The organism is Oryzicola mucosus, assembly GCF_014534685.1.
Lineage (GTDB): Bacteria > Pseudomonadota > Alphaproteobacteria > Rhizobiales > Rhizobiaceae > Oryzicola > Oryzicola mucosus.
Map to the genome: position 1 here is coordinate 102,558 of NZ_JACVVX010000007.1, position 21,423 is coordinate 123,980.

Genomic DNA, 21,423 nt, shown 5'->3' on the forward strand with positions numbered 1-21,423 from the left:
ATGGCCGGGACTCCGCTTGAAAAGCCTGATATCTCCAATCCCTACCTTGCTGCGCGCAACGAATGGAACGAGCGCTATGGATCCTACGTAAAGGCGGCCGCAGGCTGGCGGATCGTCGGTGTCACCGGCATGACCATGGCTGTGATCGGCTTTGGCTACGCGCTCTACCAAAGTACCCAGGTAAAGCTCGTTCCCTATATCGTCGAGGTCGACAAGCTCGGCACAGCGGTCAATGCAGGCTTTCCACAGCAGATCGAATATGCCGATCCACGTGTGGTGCGCGCAACGCTCGGCAGCTTCATATCGAATTTTCGAAGTGTCACGCCGGATGCGGTCGTACAGAAGCAATATATCGACCGGACCTACGGACTTCTGAGGACATCCGATCCCGCGACCGAGAAGGTCAACGCGTGGTTCCGCTCGAACTCCCCCTTTGAAAAAGCCAAGACGTCCACGGTCGCGATCGAGGTCAGCAATATAGTCGCGCTTTCGAACCAGACCTACCAGATTGACTGGACCGAGTTTGAGCGCGATCGCCGCGGCAAAGAAACCGCCGTGCGTCGATTTCGTGGCATCGCGACCGTGATCCTAACGCCTCCGCAGGATGAGGGCGTCATTCGTGTGAATCCCATCGGACTCTATCTCCGCGATTTTGATTGGACAGCGCAGCTTTGAAAGGCATCGCCCAGGACATGAACATCCTACGCACAAGAACACTTGCCACGCTTGTAGGCGCTATCGCCTGGGCGATTCTAGCCTCCTCGACGATCGCTCCGCTCCACACTTTTGCTGCCGACGGCGTAACAGCGAACGAGGCCAAGGGTATGGGCATCTCGACACAATGGCGCGGGTCTCCCGGTTTGGTTACCAAAGGTGCCGACGGCAAGGTGATCTTCCTGTACGGCGAGGTTCAACCATCCGTCGTCTGCTCTCCCCTGCAGGTTTGCGATATCGAATTGCAAGGCGGCGAGGTAGTCCGAGACGTGCTGGTCGGCGACACAGTACGGTGGAAAGTTGAACCCGCTACTTCAGGGGCGGCCGGAGGGCAGGCGATCCACCTGATCGTCAAACCGTCGGAGCCAGGCCTCGTAACCTCCATGGTAGTGACGACCTCTCGGCGTACCTACCATATCCAGCTTAAGTCCCATTCGACACAGTACATGGCACGTGTCGGGTTCGAATATCCGGAAGATGTCTCGGCAAAGCTGTCCGACATCAACGCAAGGTTGGAAGCAAGCACTATTCCCGGCGCCGGTGTCCCTGCGGAACAGCTGAACTTTTCCTATTCGGTTTCGGGTAGCGCAGGCTGGCGGCCGACCCGTGTGTATTCGGACGGAGAGAAAACCTACATTCAGTTCCCTCGCTCAATATCCGGCCAGGACGCGCCGGTTTTGTTCGTCACGTCTGGCGAGCAGAACCGGATCGTCAACTACCGCATGAAGAACAACATGATGGTCGTCGACTACCATATTGACCGAGCGGTGCTTGTTTCCGGCGTCGGTTGGAAACAGGAAAAGATCACGATCAGAAGGGGAGGGAGGTAGTGTATATCGTGCCCTCCCATTCGCGCGGCTTGCGGCCCATCCGCAGCTTTGCCGCAGCCTGTGCTTTAGCTATCCTTCTTTCCGGATGCCAGTCGACGAGAACAGAGGGTCTTGTCTCCAGCGCGGCGCCGCCAGAAATATCCGGTCCTGCCGCCAGCTCCATTGCCGGTGATATGGTCAGCCGCCTTGCCGAACAGATCGGACCGGGAAAGGCGACCGTTGCGCTGGAACCTGATACCTCGCCCTTCGGCCAAGCGCTGGAGGCGGCTCTGAAGGGTTGGGGCTACGCCGTCGTCACCGACCAGAAAACGGATGGCGATACGAAGCTCATCGAACTCGCCTATGTGGTCGTGCCATTTGATGGTCAGGTGCTGGCCCGTCTTTCGACGTCCAGCGTGGAGTTGGGGCGGGCCTACACGGTCACTACCAACGGCGCTACGCCGACGAGCGCCTTGTCCCTCATGCGGAGAAATTGAGGAGGAGAACGCAAACATGGTACAATCCCTCAACCTCGGCAGCGCGCAAGCCAGCCAACCGCAATCCGGCATTCGGCGGATCAACCGCCTGCCGGTTGTCGTCGCTATCGTCTTGGTCGTTGCCTTTATCGGCGTTATCTTCTTTGGAATAAACTCTCGTGGACTATTTTATGGCCGAGAGAGCCGACTGGAAACGTCGCCCGGCGACCCGGCCTCCACCTATGCTGACCAGATCAAACGCGGTGTGACCGATGGCATTATTGGAGAACCCCAGCAGATAACGATGTTTCAGCCTTCGCCGGCCGAGACAGACGGAACCCCAAACCCTTTCACATCGCCACCTGGCCAAAAGGAAGACATCAGAAGTTCGCAGGATTTAGAGCCTGAATGGGTATGGCGAGCTCGGCTCGAGCGCGAACAGCGCGAGCAATATCTGCGGGAACGGCATCGCCAGCAAATGGCGCGGCTCCAGGCAGATGACGCAGCGTATGACGCGCCTATTGCGCTTGATCGTGGGAAGCTTGACTCTGGCAAAGGGGCTACAGACGGGGAGGTTGGAGGTGGAGTTGCTGCTCAACCCGCGACCATTTCGCCTGCAGGCCCTGCCTCAGACCTTTATTCCACAGCTCTCCGCGCTGGTTTCGCTAGCGAGAAGACCGACCCAAACAATCAGCGTGGGAAGGAAGAGTTTTTCAACGCCGACTTGAAGGAACTTGGATATCTGGCCAGCCGGGTTTTGCCGCAGCAATCGCCCTTTGAGCTGAAGCGTGGCTCAGTTATCCCGGCGACACTGATCACAGGCATCAATTCCGATCTCCCAGGCCGGATCACCGCCCAGGTGAGCCAGAACGTTTACGACAGTGCGACAGGGCGCCGGTTGCTGATTCCCCAGGGGACGAAGCTCTTTGGCCGTTACGACAATGAGATTTCATTCGGCCAAAGCCGTGTGCTTGTGGTCTGGACCGATATCATCTTTCCCAACGGATCTACCCTTCAACTTGGCGGTATGGCAGGAACGGATGTCCAAGGTTATGGGGGCTTCCGCGATAAGGTTGATCGGAAGTGGCTTCAAACCTTCGGTTCTGCGGTTCTGATCGCTATCATTGGCACCGGTATTGACTTGGCTGTCCCGCAAGGCTCCACGCTTTCGACGCAAGCCACGGCGTCCGACGCCACGCGCCGCAACTTCGCCGAGACCTTCGGGCGTTTGGCGGATCGAAACGTTCAGAAGAATATGGACGTGCAGCCCACGATGGAAATCCGGCCTGGCTATAAATTCAATGTGCTTGTTGACCAGGACATTATTTTCGATCGCCAATATGCAGGGTAGCTGTAGCGATCATCATTCTGCGGAAAAGACGCGCCTGATCAAGAATTATAGCGCACCAGAGATTTAGATTAAACTCCTTCGGATAGCCACAGCAAGAAGATGTGAAATATTATAGACGTCGAACCTCTTCCGTGCCTGGTTTAATTTAACGCGCACAGTATTGTACTTTACCCCCTCGATATCAGCTACTTCCCGCATGCTCTTTCCTACAGCAACCCACCGAAGATACGTGGATTCCCTGGAATTTAAATATCCATTTTCCTGACTGGTCGGTTGAATCTGCAAAAAGGTGATCCGGGCATGAAGCTGCGCGACGGCGGCGGCGGCCATGACAGGATCGATATCCTTGTCTTCGTACAGGACGGGCTTTTTAGAAGCCAAGGTGAACACCGACATGAAACCATTCGCCGTCCGGATGGGAATGGTGGCGCCAGACCGTACACCGAAGTCAGAAGCGTGAGCGAGGAAATTCTGCTCCTGAAGTGACAGTCTCGACTTCATCTTGTCTCCGCTCCACACGAAAGCGCGATCACACGTTTTCGCAAGTTTGACGATGGGATCGATGGCCGCGTATTTCCTCTCGAAATAAAGCTCCTGCCATTCCGGGGGATAGTTCGAGATCGCAAAACTCTGTCCCGGCTGGAGATAGAGGTAGGCATAGCCTCCAAAACCGAGCTGGTGGGCAAGCTCGGCGAGTGAATCCTCAAGTTTCGACTTGCTGGTGCCTAAAGCCGCAATATCCGTAATTTTATCGAACCATTGCTTCAATACAGAGCTCCTTTGAATCCGTTACGGTTAGTAATACGCCATAATAAGTTCGTTTGTTCGAGCCGTTTAACTTTTTAAAGCCATTGAGCCCAACGCTCCTATTGCACCGGACATCCCATGGTTGTTTCTCGACAAAAGCGCGTCAACTCGGAAAAACCCTAGGTGACGGCTAGCTTGTTTGCGCCCAATACTAGGTTTCCGGCCCTGCCGTCTTCCAGTTCCAAAATCCAAGGATGAGCGGAGAATTCCATGTGCGAAATTGCAGAAGGCGTCGCTGCCAGCCGCATCGGCGTCGGAAGTGCCATCGGACACCACGGCGAGCTTATGCAGGGCGCATTCGAAGGCTCCGACGGCCATTTCTATCGAGCTCTTGTGACGCTCCCGATGCGAACACTTCAGTCACATGCCACCTTTGAGCTGTCGAAGGGGCATGAGATAGCGGTCTATCCTGCAGACCGCACGAAAGCTCTGCGAGCAGCAATTCTGGTCATGGAGCGTTGTGCCCCGTCTGGGTTCGGCGGCGTGCTGAGAGTTCGGAGCGAAATTCCGGTAGGACATGGTTATGGCTCATCCAGCGCCGACGTGATCGCGGCGATACGAGCCGTAAGCAACGCTTTGGGAATCGATCTACTACCATCGACCACAAGTGAAATCGCGGTCGCTGCTGAATCTGCGTCTGATGCAATAGCCTATGAAGAGGAGGCGGTTCTTTTCGCCCATCGGCAAGGGCGGGTTATCGAACATTTCGGCGGGAGCTTGCCACCTTTCTACCTGACAAGTTTCAAGCCATCCGACGCAAAACCGATCAACACCGATGAGATTGGACGCGCACGTTACACCGCCGAGGAGATCCAGATGTTCCGCTGCGCGGCGGGTGCAGTCCGCCGCGCGGTTCGGAACCAGGACCCAAGACTCTTGGGCTTTGCCGCCAGTCTCAGCGCAAGAATCAGTCAGCGGCATCTTCCAAAATCCGACTTCGAGAGTGCTTCAGCGATAGCTGGCCAGCATGATGCCTGCGGCGTCCAGGTTTCTCACAGCGGCTCGCTGATCGGTATCATCGTTGATGCAGGTGAGCCCGGGGCTGCGGCAAAGGCTGCAGGGATTGCTGCATCTGCACGAAACGCTGGCTTTATCGAAGCGGGTGTTTTCGCCGTTAACGTCGAGGAGGTGAAAGGTGAGAATCGATTCTGACTTCTTCCGCCACATGGAGACGCCACGACTGGTCCACCTGTCGACGACCTTAGTGGGAGCGGCATTTCCAATGATGAAGTTGATGCCTGCCCGTTACATACTAGACCAAGCGGAAAAAAGCGGCGAGGTTAAACCGGGCGCCCATATCATCGAGACAACTTCCGGCACATTTGGGATGGCGCTCGCGCTATTGGCAGCGGCGCGCGGATACAAGTTGACCCTTGTGTCGGCCTTGAGTCTGATGGACGAGAAGTATCGCCAGCGACTGGCGATGTTGGGAGCTGATGTCATCGCGCTTGAGGATGAAAAGGGCGATGGCAATCAGGTTGGTCGGCTAGAGCAAATTAACCGTCTCCGCCTCACGAGTTCCGGCAGTTATTGGACGCGGCAATACGATAGTGACGGCAATTGGCTTTCCTATGCTCGACTGGCCGAACAGTTGGTGGTCGCTATGGGTAAGATCGATTGCCTTGTCGGATGCGTGGGGACCGGCGGCTCGCTATGTGGCACAGGCACTTTCCTGCGGTCTTTGTACCCCGACCTACGGATCGTTGCTGTCGACACACATCGCAGCGTTTTGTTTGGTCATCCTGTTGGAAAACGCGTCTTACGCGGGCTGGGCAACAGTGTCCTGCCCAAAAATGTTCGCCATGAACTTGTCGATGAAATCCACTGGATGGGAGCCTATCCTGCGTTTAGGAATTGTCACCGGCTCTACAGAAAGTACGGAGTGTTTGCCGGCCCGACAAGCGGTGCTTCTGCGTTGGTGGGACGATGGATTAGCAAAACAAATCCCGGAATGCGTATCGCGGTCATCATGCCGGACGAAGGCCATCGGCATGCCGAAACAGTGTTCAACGAAACCTGGCTATCAGCCTTGCCGAACTGGACCGAGAAAATCGCGTCCGCGCCGACAAAGGTCTCAACGATTGCGCCGCTTGATGAGGGAGACTGGACGTTTTTCAATTGGTCGCGGAGGACGCTGGCGGATGTAATGCGGAGCCAAAAGGAGGACTGAGCTACCTAGTTCCGACCGGGAGCGTGATCGTTTGCTTCCAGGTGTGATAGTGCCGCTTCGACGCTGGAAAATACCGTCAAGGGCAAGTTATCGCGAGTGGCCCGATCAACATCCTTCAACCCGCTTGCAGTGGCGACTGCCACGACCAGGTCATTTTCCTCAATGACCCCGTCTTTGCGAAGAGTGTCAAGCACCACCAGTGGCGCTACAGAAGCGAGCTCGGCAAAAAGACCCTCGTGCGAGGCGAGCGTTTCTTGCATCCTTAGGAGGGACGTATTGTCAACAGAGATCGCCACACCGTTGGACTCCCTTAAGGCCTTGAGCGCCTGGAAGGTGCTTCGAGGCGCGCCGATTGAGACCGCAATGCTCGTAGTACCCATAGGTTGTTCAGCGAGGAGATCCGTACCGGTGGCCATCGCGTGACTCAACGATCCATAGATCTCGGCAGCGGCAAGTCTTGGGAGCCTTTGGATGCGACCTGCATCAGCGAGATCCTTAAAGCCATGCCAGAGGCCTGCAAGTGCGTCCCCGTAACAGACCGGCAGGATGCACCAATGCGGAACCATTCCTCCCATTTGCTCAACGATCTCATAAGCCAAAGTCTTATATCCCTCTATTCCAACGGGATGGCTGCCGACGACTGGTGCATGATATGGCGAGGTAACAAACCAGCCGTGGCGGTCGACCCCTTGCTTGAGAAACTCCCAACGGTCTTGTTTTTTAACGAAAGGGATAACCTCTGCTCCATATCTGCGCATTTGGGAGACCATTGGACCGGCTGTGTCAGCGAATGTCGCAACCACGCATTTCATCCCCGCACGAGCGGCATACGCTGCAAGCGAGGCGCCCGCATTGCCAGAGGAGGCCGTAGCCACGACCCGGGCACCGCAGGCCTGGGCATAGGAAACTGCAACTGTCGAGAATCTGTCCTTATGAGACCAAGTTGGATTTCGCCCCTCATCTTTGATGTAGATGGCCTGCATACCGAACGCTGCTCCCAACCTCTCGGCGAGGATAAGAGGGGTAAGGCCTTCCCCAAGCGTTATGGCTTCCGACCGCAAGCAAGGCAGCGCAGCGGCGTAGCGCCAAAGGGAGAATTCACTTCCGAAACATTTTTCCGGAGTCTGGACATCCACCGGATAGACTGGCCTCAGATTTGCCGGGGCGGTAGCATAGCAATGGCCGCATCCGCTGGAGTCGATTTCAATGTCGGCTCGATACCGTGCTCCGCAGCGGATGCAGGCGAAACTTTCAATCAACATGAGCGAGGGCTCCGGAGGTTTATGATGGACCGCATTTTTCGCACGAACCTGACAAACGGCTCGCGCGCCGGGCCCGCGGCACAGCGTGACGTTCCATTCTAGGAAAACAAAGCGATTCAAGCAGGCTCGAAATCGGCTGTCAATTGAAAATGTAAACTATAGTGCGTCTTCTTATAGAAAGCATTTAGGGGATTTTGTATGAATTTGCGCACCGCTTTTGGCATCAATCTCCAGCGCATAAGGCGTCAGAGGGGACTCTCCCAAGAGCAGCTAGCCGCCCGTGCCGGTCTTGCCAGGGCCTATCTGAGCGGAGCAGAAGCCGGCCGTCGAAATCCGACGCTCGATACAATCGAAGCATTCGCCCAGGTTTTGGAGGTTGACGCCGCAGAGCTGCTCCTCAAGCCCAGTTCAGGAGCTAGCGAATTGACGAGTTGACAGTATCAATTCGCTCCCAGGAAACGCATGAGTATTAAATGCTAAGTTCTCAAGCACTCTGATACATTTATTTAGCAAAATTTTGAGCCTACTTGAGATCGACCGCCTGGAAGAATATTGAAAGGAATGCGTTGTAGCGAAGTACCTAAATCGATAGAGTACCCTTGCGAGTTAGTGGAAACTCTCCTTCACATCGATGCCTCCGATACGGTGTCCGAGGCAGTGGTGAGATTTCTGACCGCTCTGGCTCCATATGGACTTCGCGATTTGCTCATTACCGGATTGCCTTCCGGACCTCGGCGGCAGTGGCAAAGCGAGATCATCTGCCTGGGGTGGCCGGAGGAATGGTACCAAAGATACCTTGAGCAGGATCATTTCGCTGCCGATCCATGCGCCGCCCAGTGTCGAAGCTCGATATTGCCGTTTCGGTGGAGTGATCTCAGTCTCGCCGACCTCACACCCCGACAGCGCCTAGTCATGAGCGAAGCCACCGAGTTTAATATGCATGATGGTGTATGTGTCCCGATCCATGCACCGTTCCGTGTGCCCGCCGTTGTCACGCTGGCCGGCGATCGTCTCGATGTCGGGAAGCGGGAGTTACTGCATATAGAGATGATGGCGCAATGTGTTTTCCGTACTATCTGCCAACTGGAGGGATATGACTTGATGAATCCGACACCGATGCTCTCGCCGAGGGAGCGCGAAATATTGCAATGGTCATCCGCTGGAAAATCTGCGGAAGACACAGGCTGCATTCTGGGCATCACGAAAAAAACCGTTGAATACCACTTGCGCAACAGTCGCATGAAACTTGAGACGATCAACACGGTCCACACCGTGGTCGAAGCGATCCGCCAAAAGGAAATTTTGCCCTGACGACCTAGTAAAAACCCCAGTTTATTTTTTGGCGTACCCCATTTTAAAAAAAGGCGGGGGCACGCCATGTTCAAAATTCGCGTAATCGACTGGAATAGCCGCAAGGAACACGCTGAACTCTTGGAAGCTTATTTTCGTCTGCGGCATAAGATATATGTTGAGACCAGGGGCTGGACCGACGTCGAACGGCCCATACCCTTTGAGATCGATGCCTACGACAATCGACACGCTGTCTATCTCGTCGGAATCGATAAGCAGGGTGAATTGATGTCTGGCACCCGCCTGGTGCCTACGACAGAGCCGCATCTGCTTGCGGATATTTTTCCGATCCTCGCACGCGGAGAGCCACCACGTCAGCCGGGTGTTTTTGAGTGGACGCGTTTCTTTGTAGCTCCGAAACTTCGAACAACAGGCGCCTCTTCAAAAGCATCGGGCATAATGCTGACGGGATTGCTCGAATACTGTCTCCACTCCAAGATAAGCGTCATAACCGTGGTCTGCGAAGCGTTCTGGCCCGAACGGTTGCGCGCGCTGGGTTGGCATTTGAAAAACCTTGGAGAGGTGTTGAAACACGTAGATGGCGATATCGTTGGGCTCGCTATCACCGTAACGCCGGCAATGGTCGAAACCACCAAGAATGCTTACGGTCTCCCGGCTGACAGAAGCGTTTTGGAAAGCCATTTTGCAAAATGAATTGTCTCAACCGCAGATATTCCAACTAGCTTCCTGCACCTCCTCACGAGGAAGAAATGACCCCGCGAGTACATAAGAGACACCTGGAGCTCCGATGCCTCTCCGATCTCACGTCCCTGGACGATTTCGAACTTGGAGATCTGGAGCAGGAATACGCAGGCGGTCCAATTCAGCGGGTAGTTGACCGGGCAAGAGCAACAACACATCCCCTGCTTCACCATTTCTTTGTGGCGCGGGACCATAAGCAACTCGTGGGTTTTTTTTGCTTGCGTGAAGGGTTGGCACGTCCGGACTGGGCCTTCGACGATACGATCAGCCTTCATCACATGAGGATTTCCAAGCAATTTCAGGGAATGGGATATGGCGCCAGGACGCTCGGCCTGGCTGCAGATTGGATTTATCGCAACAGACCAAACGTTCACACCCTCATATTGTCAGTCAACAGCGAAAACCTAAATGCCCGCAGATTCTATGAACGTTGCGGCTTTGAACAATCCGGCACCATCCGTGATGGACGACTCGGTCCGGAATTGGTGATGACGGGTTCTATCGGCGAGTTGACCAGAATCGAGTGGCCAGCCGCTATGTAGATTCTGTGACCGGCAAAGAAGTCAGGGATGAGGACACGCCACCGTCAACCCCGGGACGCGGCATAGCACGGCCGTCATTGCGCTTCCGCGAGCGCTACAGCATCAGGCCCCGCGGGAAATCGAAGCCGACCGGTTACATCATGTACGGCGTTCCAGACGCCCTCGGCCACATCGATTTCCCTGGTGGTCAGCGCCGGCGTGGCAAAGCCTTTCATGATTGGCTTTGCGAAATCGGCGTACTCGCCCGGAAGCAGCTGGTCGAACGGAATGATGGCGTTCGCGCCGAAGTTGGTGGTCGGGGCGTAGCCGGGCTCGACCAGCTTCACCAAGATATCGAAGTAGGCGAGCTCATGGGCAAGCGAGCCGGTGAAGCCCTGGATCGCCTGTTTGCTCGCGGTATAGGCAGCAGCTAGCGGGAAAGCGTCGAGCGTGACGCTCGATGTCACATTGACGATGATGCCTGAGCGACGCGCAGGCATCTGAGGTAAGACCGCTTGGCACATCGCCATCGCGCCGATCGTATTGGTCTTGAGCAACTGGCGGACAAGCGACATCGGCATCGCCTCAAAGGCCCCGACCGCGCCGATGCCAGCATTGTTCACCAACACGTCGATGGGACCAGCGGTCTCAAACAGCGCCGCTATGCTCGCCTCGTTGGTGACGTCGAGCGGCAGGACCCGTAGGCGGCTTGTATCGCCAGAGAAACCGGCCGTCCCAGGCCGCCGCATCGTGGCGATCACTTTCCAACCTTGTGCGAGGAAATGCTCGGTGATTGCCTTGCCATAGCCCGACGAGGTTCCGGTAATAAGAATGGTCTTAGTCATGTCAGTCTCCTTCGGTTTGATGATCAGGAGATAGACAAAGTGATCTGTACGATCTATAATCAAGGTTCTGTATTTATTTATGGATCGTCCAGAAATATGGATCTGCTCAGCGATGTGATTGCCTTGTTGCGCCCGAGTGCTGCGGTGTCGAAGCCGATCTCCGGAAAGGGGCGCTGGGCTGTTCATTGTGAGGCGCATGACGAGCCTGGCTTTGCGATCGTCCTGTCCGGCGAGGCTTGGCTGACCTTCGATGCCCAGGAGCCGTTGCGTCTCGCGGAAGGAGATTTTTTGTTGTTACCAACCACGCCGGCCTTTTCGCTGGCGAGCAAACCTCATATTTCCGGCACGCGTGTCACGCCGCGTGACGAAGCCGTCCGGCATGGAGACGCTATTGGTACGCCTGACTTCATGGCGTTGGGCGGGAGCTTTGCCTTCGAGCGGGTCAATGCTCCTCTCCTGCTGTCTCTTCTGCCCGAGCGTATCCATATCCCGGCATCCGAAGGTCGCGCGACGCGTCTTGGACGTTTTATCGATCTGCTGGCCGAGGAATGCGCCACCGACTACCCCGGCAAAGAGCTCATCATTCAGCGCATGCTGGAGGCCTTGCTTGTCGAGGCGCTTCGCTGGCGCAGCCTTGGCAAAGAGGCTGTCCCGGCGAGCCTGTTGAGCGGGATGCAGGACCCGGCGATCGCCCGCGCGCTACAGGCGATCCATGCCGATGTCCGCGCCAGCTGGACAGTGGCAGAACTCGCAAGTATCGCGGGCATGTCGCGCTCTGCTTTCTCGGCCCGGTTCGGTGAGCTCTTGGGATGCGCGCCAATCGAGTATCTGGTGCGCTGGCGCATGGCGATCGCCAAGGAAGCGCTGGCCCGCGGCAACAAGAAGCTCGACCGAATCGCGCAGGAGATAGGCTACGAGTCGGCGAGCGCCTTCAGCACTGCATTTCGCAAGCGACTCGGATATCCACCCGGCAAGTTCGCGCGCGCTGCGGCCTGAGCCCACCCACTACGAGCACTGCCACCCGCTCAGAAGGCCAGTGGGGTGACAAAGGGCAACGGTATTTGAGACGCTTCAGTTGAACGTATTTCTAAGCGGAGCTCGCTTCAAGTCATCTCTCCAAACTGCGGCCCCGCATTGTCATCCGAGGGAAGTATCCAAGACTCCCGCTGTTGATCAGTACACCTTCGTCCTCAGCCGCCTTCGCGAAGGCTCGGCGCGCGACGATTGAGTTCTTCTGATCAGTGCAAACCCTTTGGGGCTGAGGCAGCCGAAAGGACCGTGCGGGCGTTGCGCTGTGGTGATGCACATCGCCTTCCCGCCCGGAGGGCCGCGGTCTCGCCGCCCTGAAACTTAGAAAATTCCTACGGCAAGGTGGGCCCAGACCGCCAGCGCCGCAATTACGACAATCGCCATCAGGAGCCCACGGGCCGGCTGCGAATGGATTGTGCGGCTCACCAGCAGAACACCCACTCCGACCGCGATCAATATTGCGGCGGCGGCTACAAAGTCCTCAGCGCCCCAGTTCATCGGTCTGCCTCTCCTGCTTAAATGGGTTCCATCCGCGACCAGAGCCCAAGGCCAGGCGCCGGATTTGGACGCCGGGCGTGAACCTCAATCCGATGGCCGTCCGGGATGCCCGCTTTGGCGACGCCACCGATGCCGAGTTCATCGCGGAACTGCTGATATCAGTCATTGTCAGTATTGGCCATTAGCAGTGCGCTTCGTTAGCAAGCGGCAGGCTGGGTTACCTGCGGCGGTGACCGCGAGTGCTTGGTGATCGCGCCATTGATCGGGCCAAAGGATCAGCGGACACCATCAGAGCCAGCGGTGACAATACCACAACGACAGGCCGGAGACATAACCGCATCCGCGACCATCCCATCGCCGAAAACAAGCCCTTGATCCGCGGGCGCCGTCCAGACATGGCTATGTTGTATCGCTCGACGGATTGCCGCTGTCGTTGTGGCGCTTGCGTGGTCAACTTACCCATAGACCTTCCTTCCACTCGTATGAAAAGATTGCACCATCAATCCTGGAATCAAACAATTTCATTCCGGATGATAGCCCGCAATCGTACCTCTTTGCAGACTTTGGGGCCTGACGTCACCCGGGCGTTTGTACCTTCTGCCTCAGTTCGGTCTTCAGCACCTTGCCGTAGTTGTTTTTTGGCAGCGTTTCGATGACGATGTAGTCCTTGGGACGCTTGAAGCGGGCGATCTCGTTGACGCAATGGGCGTCGAGGCTCTCGCGGTCGAGAGTTGCGCCAGGCGAGAGGACGACGAAGGCTACGATGTCCTCGCCCCATTCGGCGGAAGGACGACCGACGACGGAGACTTCGCGGATACAGGGGTGGGTGAGAAGGACTTCCTCCACCTCGCGGGGGTAGATGTTGGTGCCGCCGGAAATAATGACGTCTTTCGAGCGGTCCTGAAGGGTGAGGTAGCCGTCCGCGTCGAGATAGCCGACGTCGCCGGTCATCAGCCAGCCGCTCTTCAACGTCTTTGCGTTTGCCTCCGGATTACGCCAGTAGCCGGGCATGACCGGCAGCCCGCGCACCATGATCTCGCCCTGCGAGCCAAGGGGCAGGGGAGCGCCGTCCGCGTCGCCGATTGCCACCTCCACGGCGCATTGGGCGCGGCCGACGCCGGCCAGCCGCTCGCGCCAGTGCGGATGGGTCCGGTCGGCGACTTCGGCGCGGGAGAGGGCGGTGATCGCCATTGGGCACTCGCCCTGGCCGAAGATCTGCACGAAGCGGGGGCCGAACCAGTCGACTGCCTCCTCAATGTCGGCGCGATACATGGGACCGCCGCCATAGACGATGGTGCCGATGCCCTCGCCGCGGCGGCCGGCGGCCTTGGCGGTCTCTGTCAGGCGCTTGACCATGGTCGGGGCGAGGAACATCGAGGTCGGGCCGCAACGTCCCGAAAGGTCCAGCAGGTCCTGAGGATCGAAATGGGCTGCGGCCGGCACGATGTGACGCGCGCCCCGCAGAACATGCACTGGCGCATAGAGCCCCGCGCCGTGGCTCATCGGTGCGGCGTAATAGGCGGCCATGTCGGGTGCGATGTCATCAACGTCGTTAAGATAGGCGAGCGACATGGCAGTGAGCATGCCGTGGGTGATTTGCACGCCTTTGGGCCGCCCGGTCGTGCCGGAGGTATAGAAGAGCCAGGCATTCTCGTCGGCGCGGCAGGAATGTGCCGGTATGCAATCCCCCAGGACGGGGGTTTCCAGAAGGCTGTCTCCGATCGTGCGGATCGGCCCGCAGAAGTGCGTGGAAAGATCTCCGGTCATCGCGTCGTCGGCAAAGACGAGCTTCGCTTCACTGTCGCCGATGATCCAGCCGGCCTCCTTGGGGTGGAGCTTGGCGTTAACCGGGACGATGACGCCGCCGGCGATCCAGACGCCGAACATGGCGACAAGATAGTCAGGGCAGTTCTTCGCCACCAGCGCCACACGGTCGCCGGGCGCGATACCGTCGGCGCAAAGCTCCACGGCAAGCGCGCTCGCGCGACCGAGAAACGCATCGTAGGTCGCAAGGATTCGCTCGCCGAGGAGGATCGCCGGCCTATCGCCGCTGGACTTCGCCGTCTTCTCCAGCCATGTCGCAATGTTCATCGGGTGCGCTCCGCCTCGAGGATCGAGCAATAGTTGGCGACGCCCGATCCGCCCATGTTGAAAACGAGGCCCAGCGAGGCGTCCTTCGCCTGCATCTCGCCGGCCTCGCCCAGCACCTGCCGAGCGATCATCACATGCATGGAGACGCCTGTTGCGCCGACCGGGTGGCCCTTTGCCTTGAGGCCGCCGGAGAGATTGATCGGCAGGGCGCCACCCGGCGCCACAAGCCCACTTTGCAGAACATCTTCGCCGCGGCCGGGGGCGGCTAAACCCATAGCTTCGTAGATCATCAGCTCGGCAATGGTGAAGCAGTCGTGCACTTCGGCGACATGGAGGTCTGCATTGTCGACGCCTGCGGCGGCCTTTGCGCGGCTGATCGCCTCGCGTGGACCCTCGAAGGCGGTCAGGTCGCGGCGCGACATGGGGAGATAGTCGCTGACCTGCGCCATGCCGCGAAAGCGGGCAGCGCGGCGCATGTCCCGTGCTACCTCGTCCGAGACCATGACGATGGCTGCGGCGCCGTCCGAGACCAGCGAGCAGTCCGTGACTTTCAGAGGCGCGGCGACGACCGGGTTCTTCTCGCTAACGGTGGCGCAATATTCGACCGTCAGTGGCTTCCTCAACTGCGCCAGCGGGTTGTTCATTGCGTTCTGGTGGTTCTTGGCGGCGATTTGGGCCAGAACGCGGGTCTTATCACCGTATTTCTGGAAATAGGCCTGGGCGAAACGAGCGAAGACCTGCGGGAAGCTGTAGCCGCTTTCCTCCGCCTGATAGGAGGCATGGCCCAGCGCTGCCGCGACTTCGGCCGTCGGCAGATGGGTCATCTTTTCGACGCCGATCACGAGCGCGATCCTCGTCTGTCCGGCCTCGATGGCGTTGCGGGCCGCGAAGACCGCCGCCGAACCAGAGGCGCAGGCGTTCTCCAATCGCGTCGCGGGCGTGAAGCGTAGCGCGGGATCGATCGACAGGGCGAGCGAAGAAGGAAAGCCGTCCGACACCATCCCGGCATTGAAATGCCCGACCCAGATGCCGTCCACGTCGGCCGCCTCCACGCCCGCATGGACCAGAGCCTCCGCACCGACCTCCCGCATCAACTCTTCGACCGAAGTTTCCTGATGCTTTCCGAAGCGCGTGTGTCCCCAGCCGACGATCGATGTCATGATGCTCTCTTTCGTGTCTAGACAAATGCTGCTTTTGCGGCGCGGGCGGCGGATTTCAGCATGGCCTGCTCGGTGCCGACGATAAAGATGGAATAGCCGAGCGCGCGCCAACGCGGGGCCTCCTCGGGCGAGGCGATCATGATGGCGAGCGCCTTACCGGCCCGCTGGCCTGCCTTGGCCACGCGTTCGCTCGCGCGCTCGACGGCTGGATCGAGCATGCTTCTTGCGCCGAGCGAGCGCATCAGATCGGCGCGGCCGACGAAAAGCGCGTCAATTCCCTCGACGGCGCAAATCTCGTCCAGCCGGTCGATGGCGTCGCGATCCTCGATCTGGCACCAGAGGCTGACGGCACGGTTGCTGGCTTCGATAAAGTCGCCCAGCGCAGCACCACCGTAATTTCCGGCGCGGCCGGAGGGCGATAGACCGCGCCCGTCCTCGGTGAAGCGTGCGGCTGCGACTGCCACTTCCGCGGTGCGACGGTCGACGACATGGGGCAGCACGATTCCGGCGGCGCCGGCGTCGAGGCAGACACCCATGAAGGCGGCTCGATGGTCGGGCACGCGAACGAGAACCGGAAACCCTCGTGACGCCGTGACGCCAAGGATGTGGTCAATGGCGTCAATGCCAAAGGGGGCATGCTCGGCGTCGAGAATGACGAAGTCGAGCCCGCTCAGCGCGAGCACTTCGGAAATTTGTGGCGAGGGCGTCTTCTGGAAGGTGCCTGCAACGATTTCACCCTTCCGGCAGCGATCGCGGAACGCGGCGGATGCCTCAAGCATGGCGGTCACGCATACTCAGGGCGCCGGGGGGTAAAGACGTCGAGGTTCAGGACGACCTCGTCGCCCACGACCTCGCCCCAATGCCGAACGTTCGGCGGGATGACCAGCACGCCGCCGGGACCGAGCAGATGCTGCTCCTCGCCGACGAAGAAAAGGATCTGGCCCTGGAGGATGTAGGCTATCTGCTCGTTTTCGTGCGAGTGGGGCAGCGGCTTGTGGCCTGGCTGAAGCCGGTGCAGAGCGACTGTCGCGCCGTCGCCGGAAAAGGCCTTGCGCTCGACGCCCTCGCGGACCGCTGTCCACTCGATGGCGCTCCAGTCGATCGATCGGATGTTCATGGCTTGGTTCCCTTAACGTGTGCTGCCGAGCAAGCCCGAGGGCCTGAAGAAGAGGAAGAGGAGAAGCAGCGATAGGGCGGCGACGTTCTTGAAGCCCGCCCCGAGGCCGAGAATCGCCATCGACTGGATGACCCCGAGCGCGATGCCGCCGATGAAGGCGCCGAGCGGCTTGCCGAAACCGCCGATGATCGCCGCTATGAAGCCGGAAATGGCGAAGGGCACGCCCATGTTGAACGCGGTATACTGCGTCGGAGTCAGAAGGATGCCGGCAACGGCGCCGAGCATGGCGCTGAGCACGAAGGCCAACGTCAGCATACGCGAGACGGGAATGCCCTGCAGGGCGGCAGCCTCGGCGTTGATCGAAACGGCGCGCATCGCCTTGCCAGTGCGCGTTGACCTGAAGAAGGAGTTCAGCGCCAGTATGATGAGCACAGAGCAACCGACGATCCAGAGAGACTGATAGTTCACGGCGATGCCGCCGAGCCTGATCGGCGCGATATCGGTAAAAGGCGGCAGGGTCTTTGGCTGGTCGTCGACCAGGATATAGGCGAGGCGCTCGATGACGATCTGGGCTGCCAGCGTCGCCAGGATCATCACGAACATCGCCGCGTTGCGATCCCAGAGCGGGCGAACCACGAGCCGTTCGACAACCGCACCAACGATGCCGGCCAGCAGAATCGCGCAGATGGCGGCGACCGCGTAGGGCAGGTTGTAATCGGTCATCAGCACGTAAGTCGCCATTCCGCCGATCATGACGAACGCTCCTTGGGCGAAATTCACGATGCCGCTGGCATTGTAGATTACGCAGAAGCCGATGCCGATCAGGCCGTACACGCAGCCGATACTGATGCCGCTGATCAGGCTTTGCAGGACGAGGTTGAGATCCATCTTTTTCCGTCCTTATCCGAGATAGGCCGCGAGCACCGCGGGGTCCTTCTTGACCGCCTCAGGCGTGCCCTGCGCGATCTTGCGGCCGTAGTCGAGCACGACCACCTCGTCGGCAATGTCCATCACCAGCTTCATGTCGTGTTCGATGAGGAGCACCGCCGTGCCGTCCGCGGCGATGCGCCGGATGGTCTTGGCAAGCCGTTCGCTTTCCTCGGCGTTGAGGCCGGCGGCGGGTTCGTCCAGAAGCAGGATGCGCGGTTCGGCGGCGAGCGCCCGGGCTATTTCCAGCAGCCGCTGCTGACCATAGGGCAGGACTGAGGCCGAGGTTCGGGCGACCTTGGAGAGGCCGACGAGATCGAGCAAGGCGGCGGCCTTTTCCTCCGCGTCACGCTCGGCCTGTTTTGCCCAGGCGGGTTGAAACAGCGCGGCCAGCAGACCGCCGCGCGACTTCAGGTGAAAGCCGACTTTGACGTTCTCCGTCGCGGTCAGGTCCTGGAAGAGCTTGACCAGCTGAAAAGTGCGCACCAGTCCGCGCGCCGCCTTCGCCTCCGGCTTCAGGGCCGTCACGTCCTCGCCGGCGAGCAGGATTGCGCCTTCGCTCGGCGGGATCGAGCCGGAAATGATGTTGAAGAGCGTTGTCTTGCCGGCGCCGTTCGGGCCGATCACAGCGGTGACGCCGGTGGAGGAGACCTTGAAGGAGACATCGTTGACGGCGACGAGACCGCCGAAGCGGCGCGTGGCCTTGGTGACTTCGAGGATCGCGGTCATGCCGACCTCCGGGCATCGAGCGCGCCGGCAACGCCCGCGATGCCCTTGGGCGCATAGATCAGGATGAGGATCATCGTCACGCCGTAAGCGAGGTCCTGATAATCCTTCATGCCCCGGAAAACCTCCGGCAAGATGCTGATGATCAGCGCGCCGATCAGCGGCCCCGCGACGGTGCCGAGCCCGCCGATATAGACCATGGTGAAGGCGAGGATGACCATGTGCAGGCCGAAGACTTCCGGGCTGACATAGCCGACCACATGCACGAAGAGCGAGCCGGACAAAGAGGCGATAGCGGCGGCGATGAGGAAAGAGACGAGCTTGTAGCGTGAGACATTGATGCCGAGGGCACCCGCCGCTTCCTCGCTGCCCGCCACGGCCGAGAAGGCGCGGCCGAGCCGCGAGCGGCGGATGCGGGTCACCGCGAAGGCGAGGATGACGACGATGACGGACAGCACGGAAAGGATCGCCCGATCGCTGACGGCCTCGAAGGGGCCGATGCCCAGCGGCGGAATACCGGAAATGCCCAGATATCCCTGCGTCACCGATTCCCATTCGACCGCGATTTCATAGGTGATGAGGCCGATGGCGAGCGTCGCCATGGCGAGATAGTGACCCTTGAGGCGCAGCGTCGGAAAGCCGATCAGAAAGGCAGCGACCAGCGCGAAGACGAGGCCGGCGACCATCCCTGGCAGAGGCGCCCATTCATAAGTCGTGGTGAGCACCGCGGACGTATAGCCGCCGATCGCTGCAAACGCGCTTTGGCCGAAGGACACCTGCGCGGTCAGGCCCATGAAGACATTAAGGCCGGAGACGAAGACGGCATAGATCAGCGCGAAGGCGACAATCGTCGCCATGTAGCCGCCGAACACCAGTGCATAGCCGATGATGGCAGCCGACAGGGCCCAAACGGCGGCGGAGCCAAAATGGCGCGTGTGGGGCCGGGCGAGGCCGGGCGCCTCAGGCGAAGTAGTACTGGGCGAGTTCGTCATGGGATTTCACCTCGCGGGGATTGATCGTGGCGACGATGCGTCCGAGGGAGAGAAGATAGGCGCGGCAGGCGAGTTTGAGCGCCAGGGGCGCCTTCTGTTCCACCAGCACCACGGGCAACCCGCTTGCGCTGAGCGCGCCGAGTGTGTCGAGGATTTCGCCTGTGACGCGGGGCGCAAGGCCGAGCGACGGCTCGTCGAGCAGCAGCACCTTGGGATCCGACATCATGGCGCGGCCGACGGCGACCATCTGCTGTTCACCGCCTGACATGGAACCGGCGACTTGCTTCAGGCGCTCCTTGACGCGTGGAAAAAGCTCGAAGACGCGGTTAAGGCGGCGTTCCATCTCGGCCTTGTCGCGGCCGATGGCGAAGGCGCCGAGCTCCAGGTTCTCGAGCACCGTCATCGGCCCGAAAATGCCGCGGCCTTCGGGAACGAGCACGACACCCTTGTTGGCCGCGCCGGCAGGATCGCGGCGCGGCAGGCTCTTGTCGAGAAACCGGACCTCACCCTGATTGGGAATGAGGCCCATGATGGCACGCAACAGGGTGGACTTGCCCGCTCCGTTCGGACCGAGCACGGCGACGAGTTCGCCGCGTCCTGCCGTAAGGTCGACGCCCTTCAGCGCCTCGACGTGGCCGTAGCGGGCGGTCAGCCCCCGGACATCGAGGACCGGTGGCACCACCTCAAGCGTGCCGGCGGCTGTCATTGGGCGATCCTGACCTGGCCGTCGATGATCTGCGCGACCACGAAGGGGTTGCTGGAAATGCCCTGGTGCTGTGTCGGCGACATGTCATAGACGCCGGTCGTGCCCTGGAAGCCGGTGATCTTCTCGAGGTTTTCACGCACAGCCTGGCCCTCGAAGGACTTGCCGGTCTCGATGGCTTTGGCGGCCAACATGACGCTGTCCCAGCCGCGCGAGGCCCAGTTGGGGTCTCGGTCGCCGAACTTCTTCTTCCATGGATCGAGGAACTGGCCGATGGCGGTTTTCAACGGACCGTCCGGATAGGCCTCGAAGACCTGCGAAGGGGAAGCTACGAAGAAGAACTTGTCGCCGAGCACTTCGGCCACCGGCTTGAAGACGGCGAGGTCTTCAAGGCTGGTGAGCAAGAGCATGGGAGAGTCGAGCTGCTTCAGGTTCTTGGCCGCCGTCAGCGTCGTGCCGCCCAGGCCAATTTTCATGACCGCGCCCGCGCCGGCCGACTGCATCTTGGACAGTTGGACGCTGAGGTCGGCATCTTCCTGCTTGTAGGCTTCGGTGGAAACGACTTCGATGCCGTATTTCGCGGCAACCTTCTGGGCGACATCCTTCTGGAGCAGTGCATAAGGGGTGGGGTCGTGCAGCACGCCGACCTTGCGGATCTGGGTCTTGTCGCGCAGATATTCGAAGCGCTTCTCGATCTCGAAGCCGGCCGGCGGCAGGGTGGTAAAGGCCCACTCGACGTCCTTTGGCAGGATCGAGCAGAGGATCATCGGGATCTCGGACTTGGCGACCATAGGGGCGGCCGCCGCATTGCCGGCTGACACGCAGCCGCTCGAAAACAGGTTGACCTGGTCGGAGCTGACCATCTTGCGATAGACGGTGACGGCTTCCTGCGGGTTGGAACGATTGTCCTCAATGACGACCTCGAGCTTGCGCCCCATGACGCCGCCTTTTTCGTTGAGCACGTCGACGGCGGTTTGCACGCCGTCGCTCCAGGCACGGTCGACGGTCGCGGCATAGCCCGTCAGGCCTGCCGAAATGCCGATCTTGTAGGTCTCCTGGGCCTGGGCGGCGCCCGCAAAAGCGAGCGCGACGACGAGGCCGGCGATGAGTTGGTGTTTAGCTTGGAACATGAACTTCCTCCCACGTTCAGATGAAAAAACGACTGTCTGCTGG

Annotated in this window: 24 protein-coding genes; 11 read left to right on the forward strand and 13 right to left on the reverse strand. The window is 59.4% G+C overall.

The window, feature by feature from the left end; translation table 11 throughout:
• Genes ICI42_RS19370 through trbI form a run of 4 tightly spaced genes read left to right on the forward strand, consistent with a single transcriptional unit; the run spans position 1 to position 3,350 of the window.
• Positions 1-675 (forward strand): conjugal transfer protein TrbF, encoded by a 675-nt coding sequence (locus ICI42_RS19370; protein WP_188166254.1) that lies wholly within the window; start codon positions 1-3, stop codon positions 673-675.
• 17 nt (positions 676-692) lie between these two features.
• Complete coding sequence (gene trbG / locus ICI42_RS19375; RefSeq protein ID WP_188166326.1) at positions 693-1,544, forward strand: P-type conjugative transfer protein TrbG; 852 nt, start codon at positions 693-695, stop codon at positions 1,542-1,544.
• Positions 1,544-2,020 (forward strand): conjugal transfer protein TrbH, encoded by a 477-nt coding sequence (trbH, locus tag ICI42_RS19380; RefSeq protein ID WP_188166255.1) that lies wholly within the window; start codon positions 1,544-1,546, stop codon positions 2,018-2,020. Before trbG ends, trbH begins: the two co-directional genes overlap by 1 nt.
• A gap of 16 nt (positions 2,021-2,036) precedes the next feature.
• The gene (trbI, locus tag ICI42_RS19385; RefSeq protein ID WP_188166256.1) at positions 2,037-3,350 is read left to right on the forward strand and encodes an IncP-type conjugal transfer protein TrbI; all 1,314 of its coding nucleotides are present in this window, start codon (positions 2,037-2,039) and stop codon (positions 3,348-3,350) included.
• Positions 3,351-3,413: 63 nt separating this feature from the next.
• Here the strand turns inward: trbI and traR are convergent, their stop codons facing one another.
• A complete protein-coding gene (gene traR / locus ICI42_RS19390) occupies positions 3,414-4,118 on the reverse strand; it encodes an autoinducer-binding transcriptional regulator TraR (RefSeq protein WP_188166257.1) in 705 nt (234 codons plus the stop codon).
• 249 nt (positions 4,119-4,367) lie between these two features.
• Between traR and ICI42_RS19395 the strand changes: the two genes are divergently transcribed.
• A complete protein-coding gene (locus ICI42_RS19395; RefSeq protein WP_188166258.1) occupies positions 4,368-5,309 on the forward strand; it encodes a GHMP family kinase ATP-binding protein in 942 nt (313 codons plus the stop codon).
• A complete protein-coding gene (locus ICI42_RS19400) occupies positions 5,293-6,327 on the forward strand; it encodes a pyridoxal-phosphate dependent enzyme (RefSeq protein ID WP_330999202.1) in 1,035 nt (344 codons plus the stop codon). The genes ICI42_RS19395 and ICI42_RS19400 overlap by 17 nt, the downstream gene beginning before the upstream one ends.
• A gap of 5 nt (positions 6,328-6,332) precedes the next feature.
• Here ICI42_RS19400 and ICI42_RS19405 read toward each other — a convergent pair whose 3' ends face one another.
• A complete protein-coding gene (locus tag ICI42_RS19405; protein WP_188166259.1) occupies positions 6,333-7,589 on the reverse strand; it encodes a threonine synthase in 1,257 nt (418 codons plus the stop codon).
• A 198-nt stretch (positions 7,590-7,787) separates the two neighbouring features.
• Here ICI42_RS19405 and ICI42_RS19410 point away from each other — a divergent pair, with 198 nt between their 5' ends.
• From ICI42_RS19410 to ICI42_RS19425, 4 genes are all read left to right on the forward strand, one after another.
• Positions 7,788-8,024, forward strand: a complete 237-nt coding sequence (locus ICI42_RS19410) for a helix-turn-helix domain-containing protein (protein ID WP_188166260.1) — start codon at positions 7,788-7,790, stop codon at positions 8,022-8,024.
• Positions 8,025-8,150: 126 nt separating this feature from the next.
• The gene (locus ICI42_RS19415) at positions 8,151-8,900 is read left to right on the forward strand and encodes an autoinducer binding domain-containing protein (RefSeq protein ID WP_230980451.1); all 750 of its coding nucleotides are present in this window, start codon (positions 8,151-8,153) and stop codon (positions 8,898-8,900) included.
• Between the two features lie 66 nt (positions 8,901-8,966).
• The gene (locus ICI42_RS19420; protein ID WP_188166262.1) at positions 8,967-9,593 is read left to right on the forward strand and encodes an acyl-homoserine-lactone synthase; all 627 of its coding nucleotides are present in this window, start codon (positions 8,967-8,969) and stop codon (positions 9,591-9,593) included.
• Between the two features lie 56 nt (positions 9,594-9,649).
• Positions 9,650-10,183 carry a GNAT family N-acetyltransferase gene (locus tag ICI42_RS19425; RefSeq protein WP_188166263.1) on the forward strand — a complete coding sequence of 178 codons (534 nt, stop codon included), beginning with the start codon at positions 9,650-9,652 and terminating at the stop codon, positions 10,181-10,183.
• A 74-nt stretch (positions 10,184-10,257) separates the two neighbouring features.
• On the opposite strand, the gene ICI42_RS19430 is transcribed toward ICI42_RS19425, so the two are convergent.
• A complete protein-coding gene (locus tag ICI42_RS19430) occupies positions 10,258-11,007 on the reverse strand; it encodes an SDR family oxidoreductase (protein WP_188166264.1) in 750 nt (249 codons plus the stop codon).
• A 96-nt stretch (positions 11,008-11,103) separates the two neighbouring features.
• Here ICI42_RS19430 and ICI42_RS19435 point away from each other — a divergent pair, with 96 nt between their 5' ends.
• Complete coding sequence (locus ICI42_RS19435) at positions 11,104-12,003, forward strand: AraC family transcriptional regulator (protein WP_188166265.1); 900 nt, start codon at positions 11,104-11,106, stop codon at positions 12,001-12,003.
• 354 nt (positions 12,004-12,357) lie between these two features.
• Here the strand turns inward: ICI42_RS19435 and ICI42_RS19440 are convergent, their stop codons facing one another.
• The 10 genes from ICI42_RS19440 to ICI42_RS19485 all read right to left on the reverse strand — a co-directional run bounded on the left by ICI42_RS19440 (position 12,358) and on the right by ICI42_RS19485 (position 21,380).
• Positions 12,358-12,534, reverse strand: a complete 177-nt coding sequence (locus ICI42_RS19440) for a hypothetical protein (RefSeq protein ID WP_188166266.1) — start codon at positions 12,532-12,534, stop codon at positions 12,358-12,360.
• Between the two features lie 576 nt (positions 12,535-13,110).
• Positions 13,111-14,625 (reverse strand): class I adenylate-forming enzyme family protein, encoded by a 1,515-nt coding sequence (locus ICI42_RS19445; RefSeq protein ID WP_188166267.1) that lies wholly within the window; start codon positions 14,623-14,625, stop codon positions 13,111-13,113.
• Complete coding sequence (locus ICI42_RS19450; RefSeq protein WP_188166268.1) at positions 14,622-15,785, reverse strand: acetyl-CoA acetyltransferase; 1,164 nt, start codon at positions 15,783-15,785, stop codon at positions 14,622-14,624. Before ICI42_RS19450 ends, ICI42_RS19445 begins: the two co-directional genes overlap by 4 nt.
• Positions 15,786-15,802: 17 nt before the next feature.
• Positions 15,803-16,564, reverse strand: coding sequence for an HpcH/HpaI aldolase family protein (locus ICI42_RS19455; RefSeq protein ID WP_188166269.1), 762 nt, complete (start codon positions 16,562-16,564; stop codon positions 15,803-15,805).
• Positions 16,565-16,569: 5 nt separating this feature from the next.
• Positions 16,570-16,902 (reverse strand): cupin domain-containing protein, encoded by a 333-nt coding sequence (locus tag ICI42_RS19460; RefSeq protein WP_188166270.1) that lies wholly within the window; start codon positions 16,900-16,902, stop codon positions 16,570-16,572.
• A gap of 12 nt (positions 16,903-16,914) precedes the next feature.
• Positions 16,915-17,790: a branched-chain amino acid ABC transporter permease gene (locus ICI42_RS19465; RefSeq protein WP_188166271.1), complete on the reverse strand. Its 876-nt coding sequence runs from the start codon at positions 17,788-17,790 to the stop codon at positions 16,915-16,917.
• A 12-nt stretch (positions 17,791-17,802) separates the two neighbouring features.
• Positions 17,803-18,558 (reverse strand): ABC transporter ATP-binding protein, encoded by a 756-nt coding sequence (locus tag ICI42_RS19470; RefSeq protein ID WP_188166272.1) that lies wholly within the window; start codon positions 18,556-18,558, stop codon positions 17,803-17,805.
• Positions 18,555-19,547: a branched-chain amino acid ABC transporter permease gene (locus tag ICI42_RS19475; protein WP_188166273.1), complete on the reverse strand. Its 993-nt coding sequence runs from the start codon at positions 19,545-19,547 to the stop codon at positions 18,555-18,557. Before ICI42_RS19475 ends, ICI42_RS19470 begins: the two co-directional genes overlap by 4 nt.
• Positions 19,516-20,253, reverse strand: coding sequence for an ABC transporter ATP-binding protein (locus ICI42_RS19480; RefSeq protein ID WP_188166274.1), 738 nt, complete (start codon positions 20,251-20,253; stop codon positions 19,516-19,518). Before ICI42_RS19480 ends, ICI42_RS19475 begins: the two co-directional genes overlap by 32 nt.
• Positions 20,250-21,380 carry an ABC transporter substrate-binding protein gene (locus ICI42_RS19485; protein WP_188166275.1) on the reverse strand — a complete coding sequence of 377 codons (1,131 nt, stop codon included), beginning with the start codon at positions 21,378-21,380 and terminating at the stop codon, positions 20,250-20,252. The genes ICI42_RS19480 and ICI42_RS19485 overlap by 4 nt, the downstream gene beginning before the upstream one ends.
• Positions 21,381-21,423 lie beyond the last annotated feature (43 nt).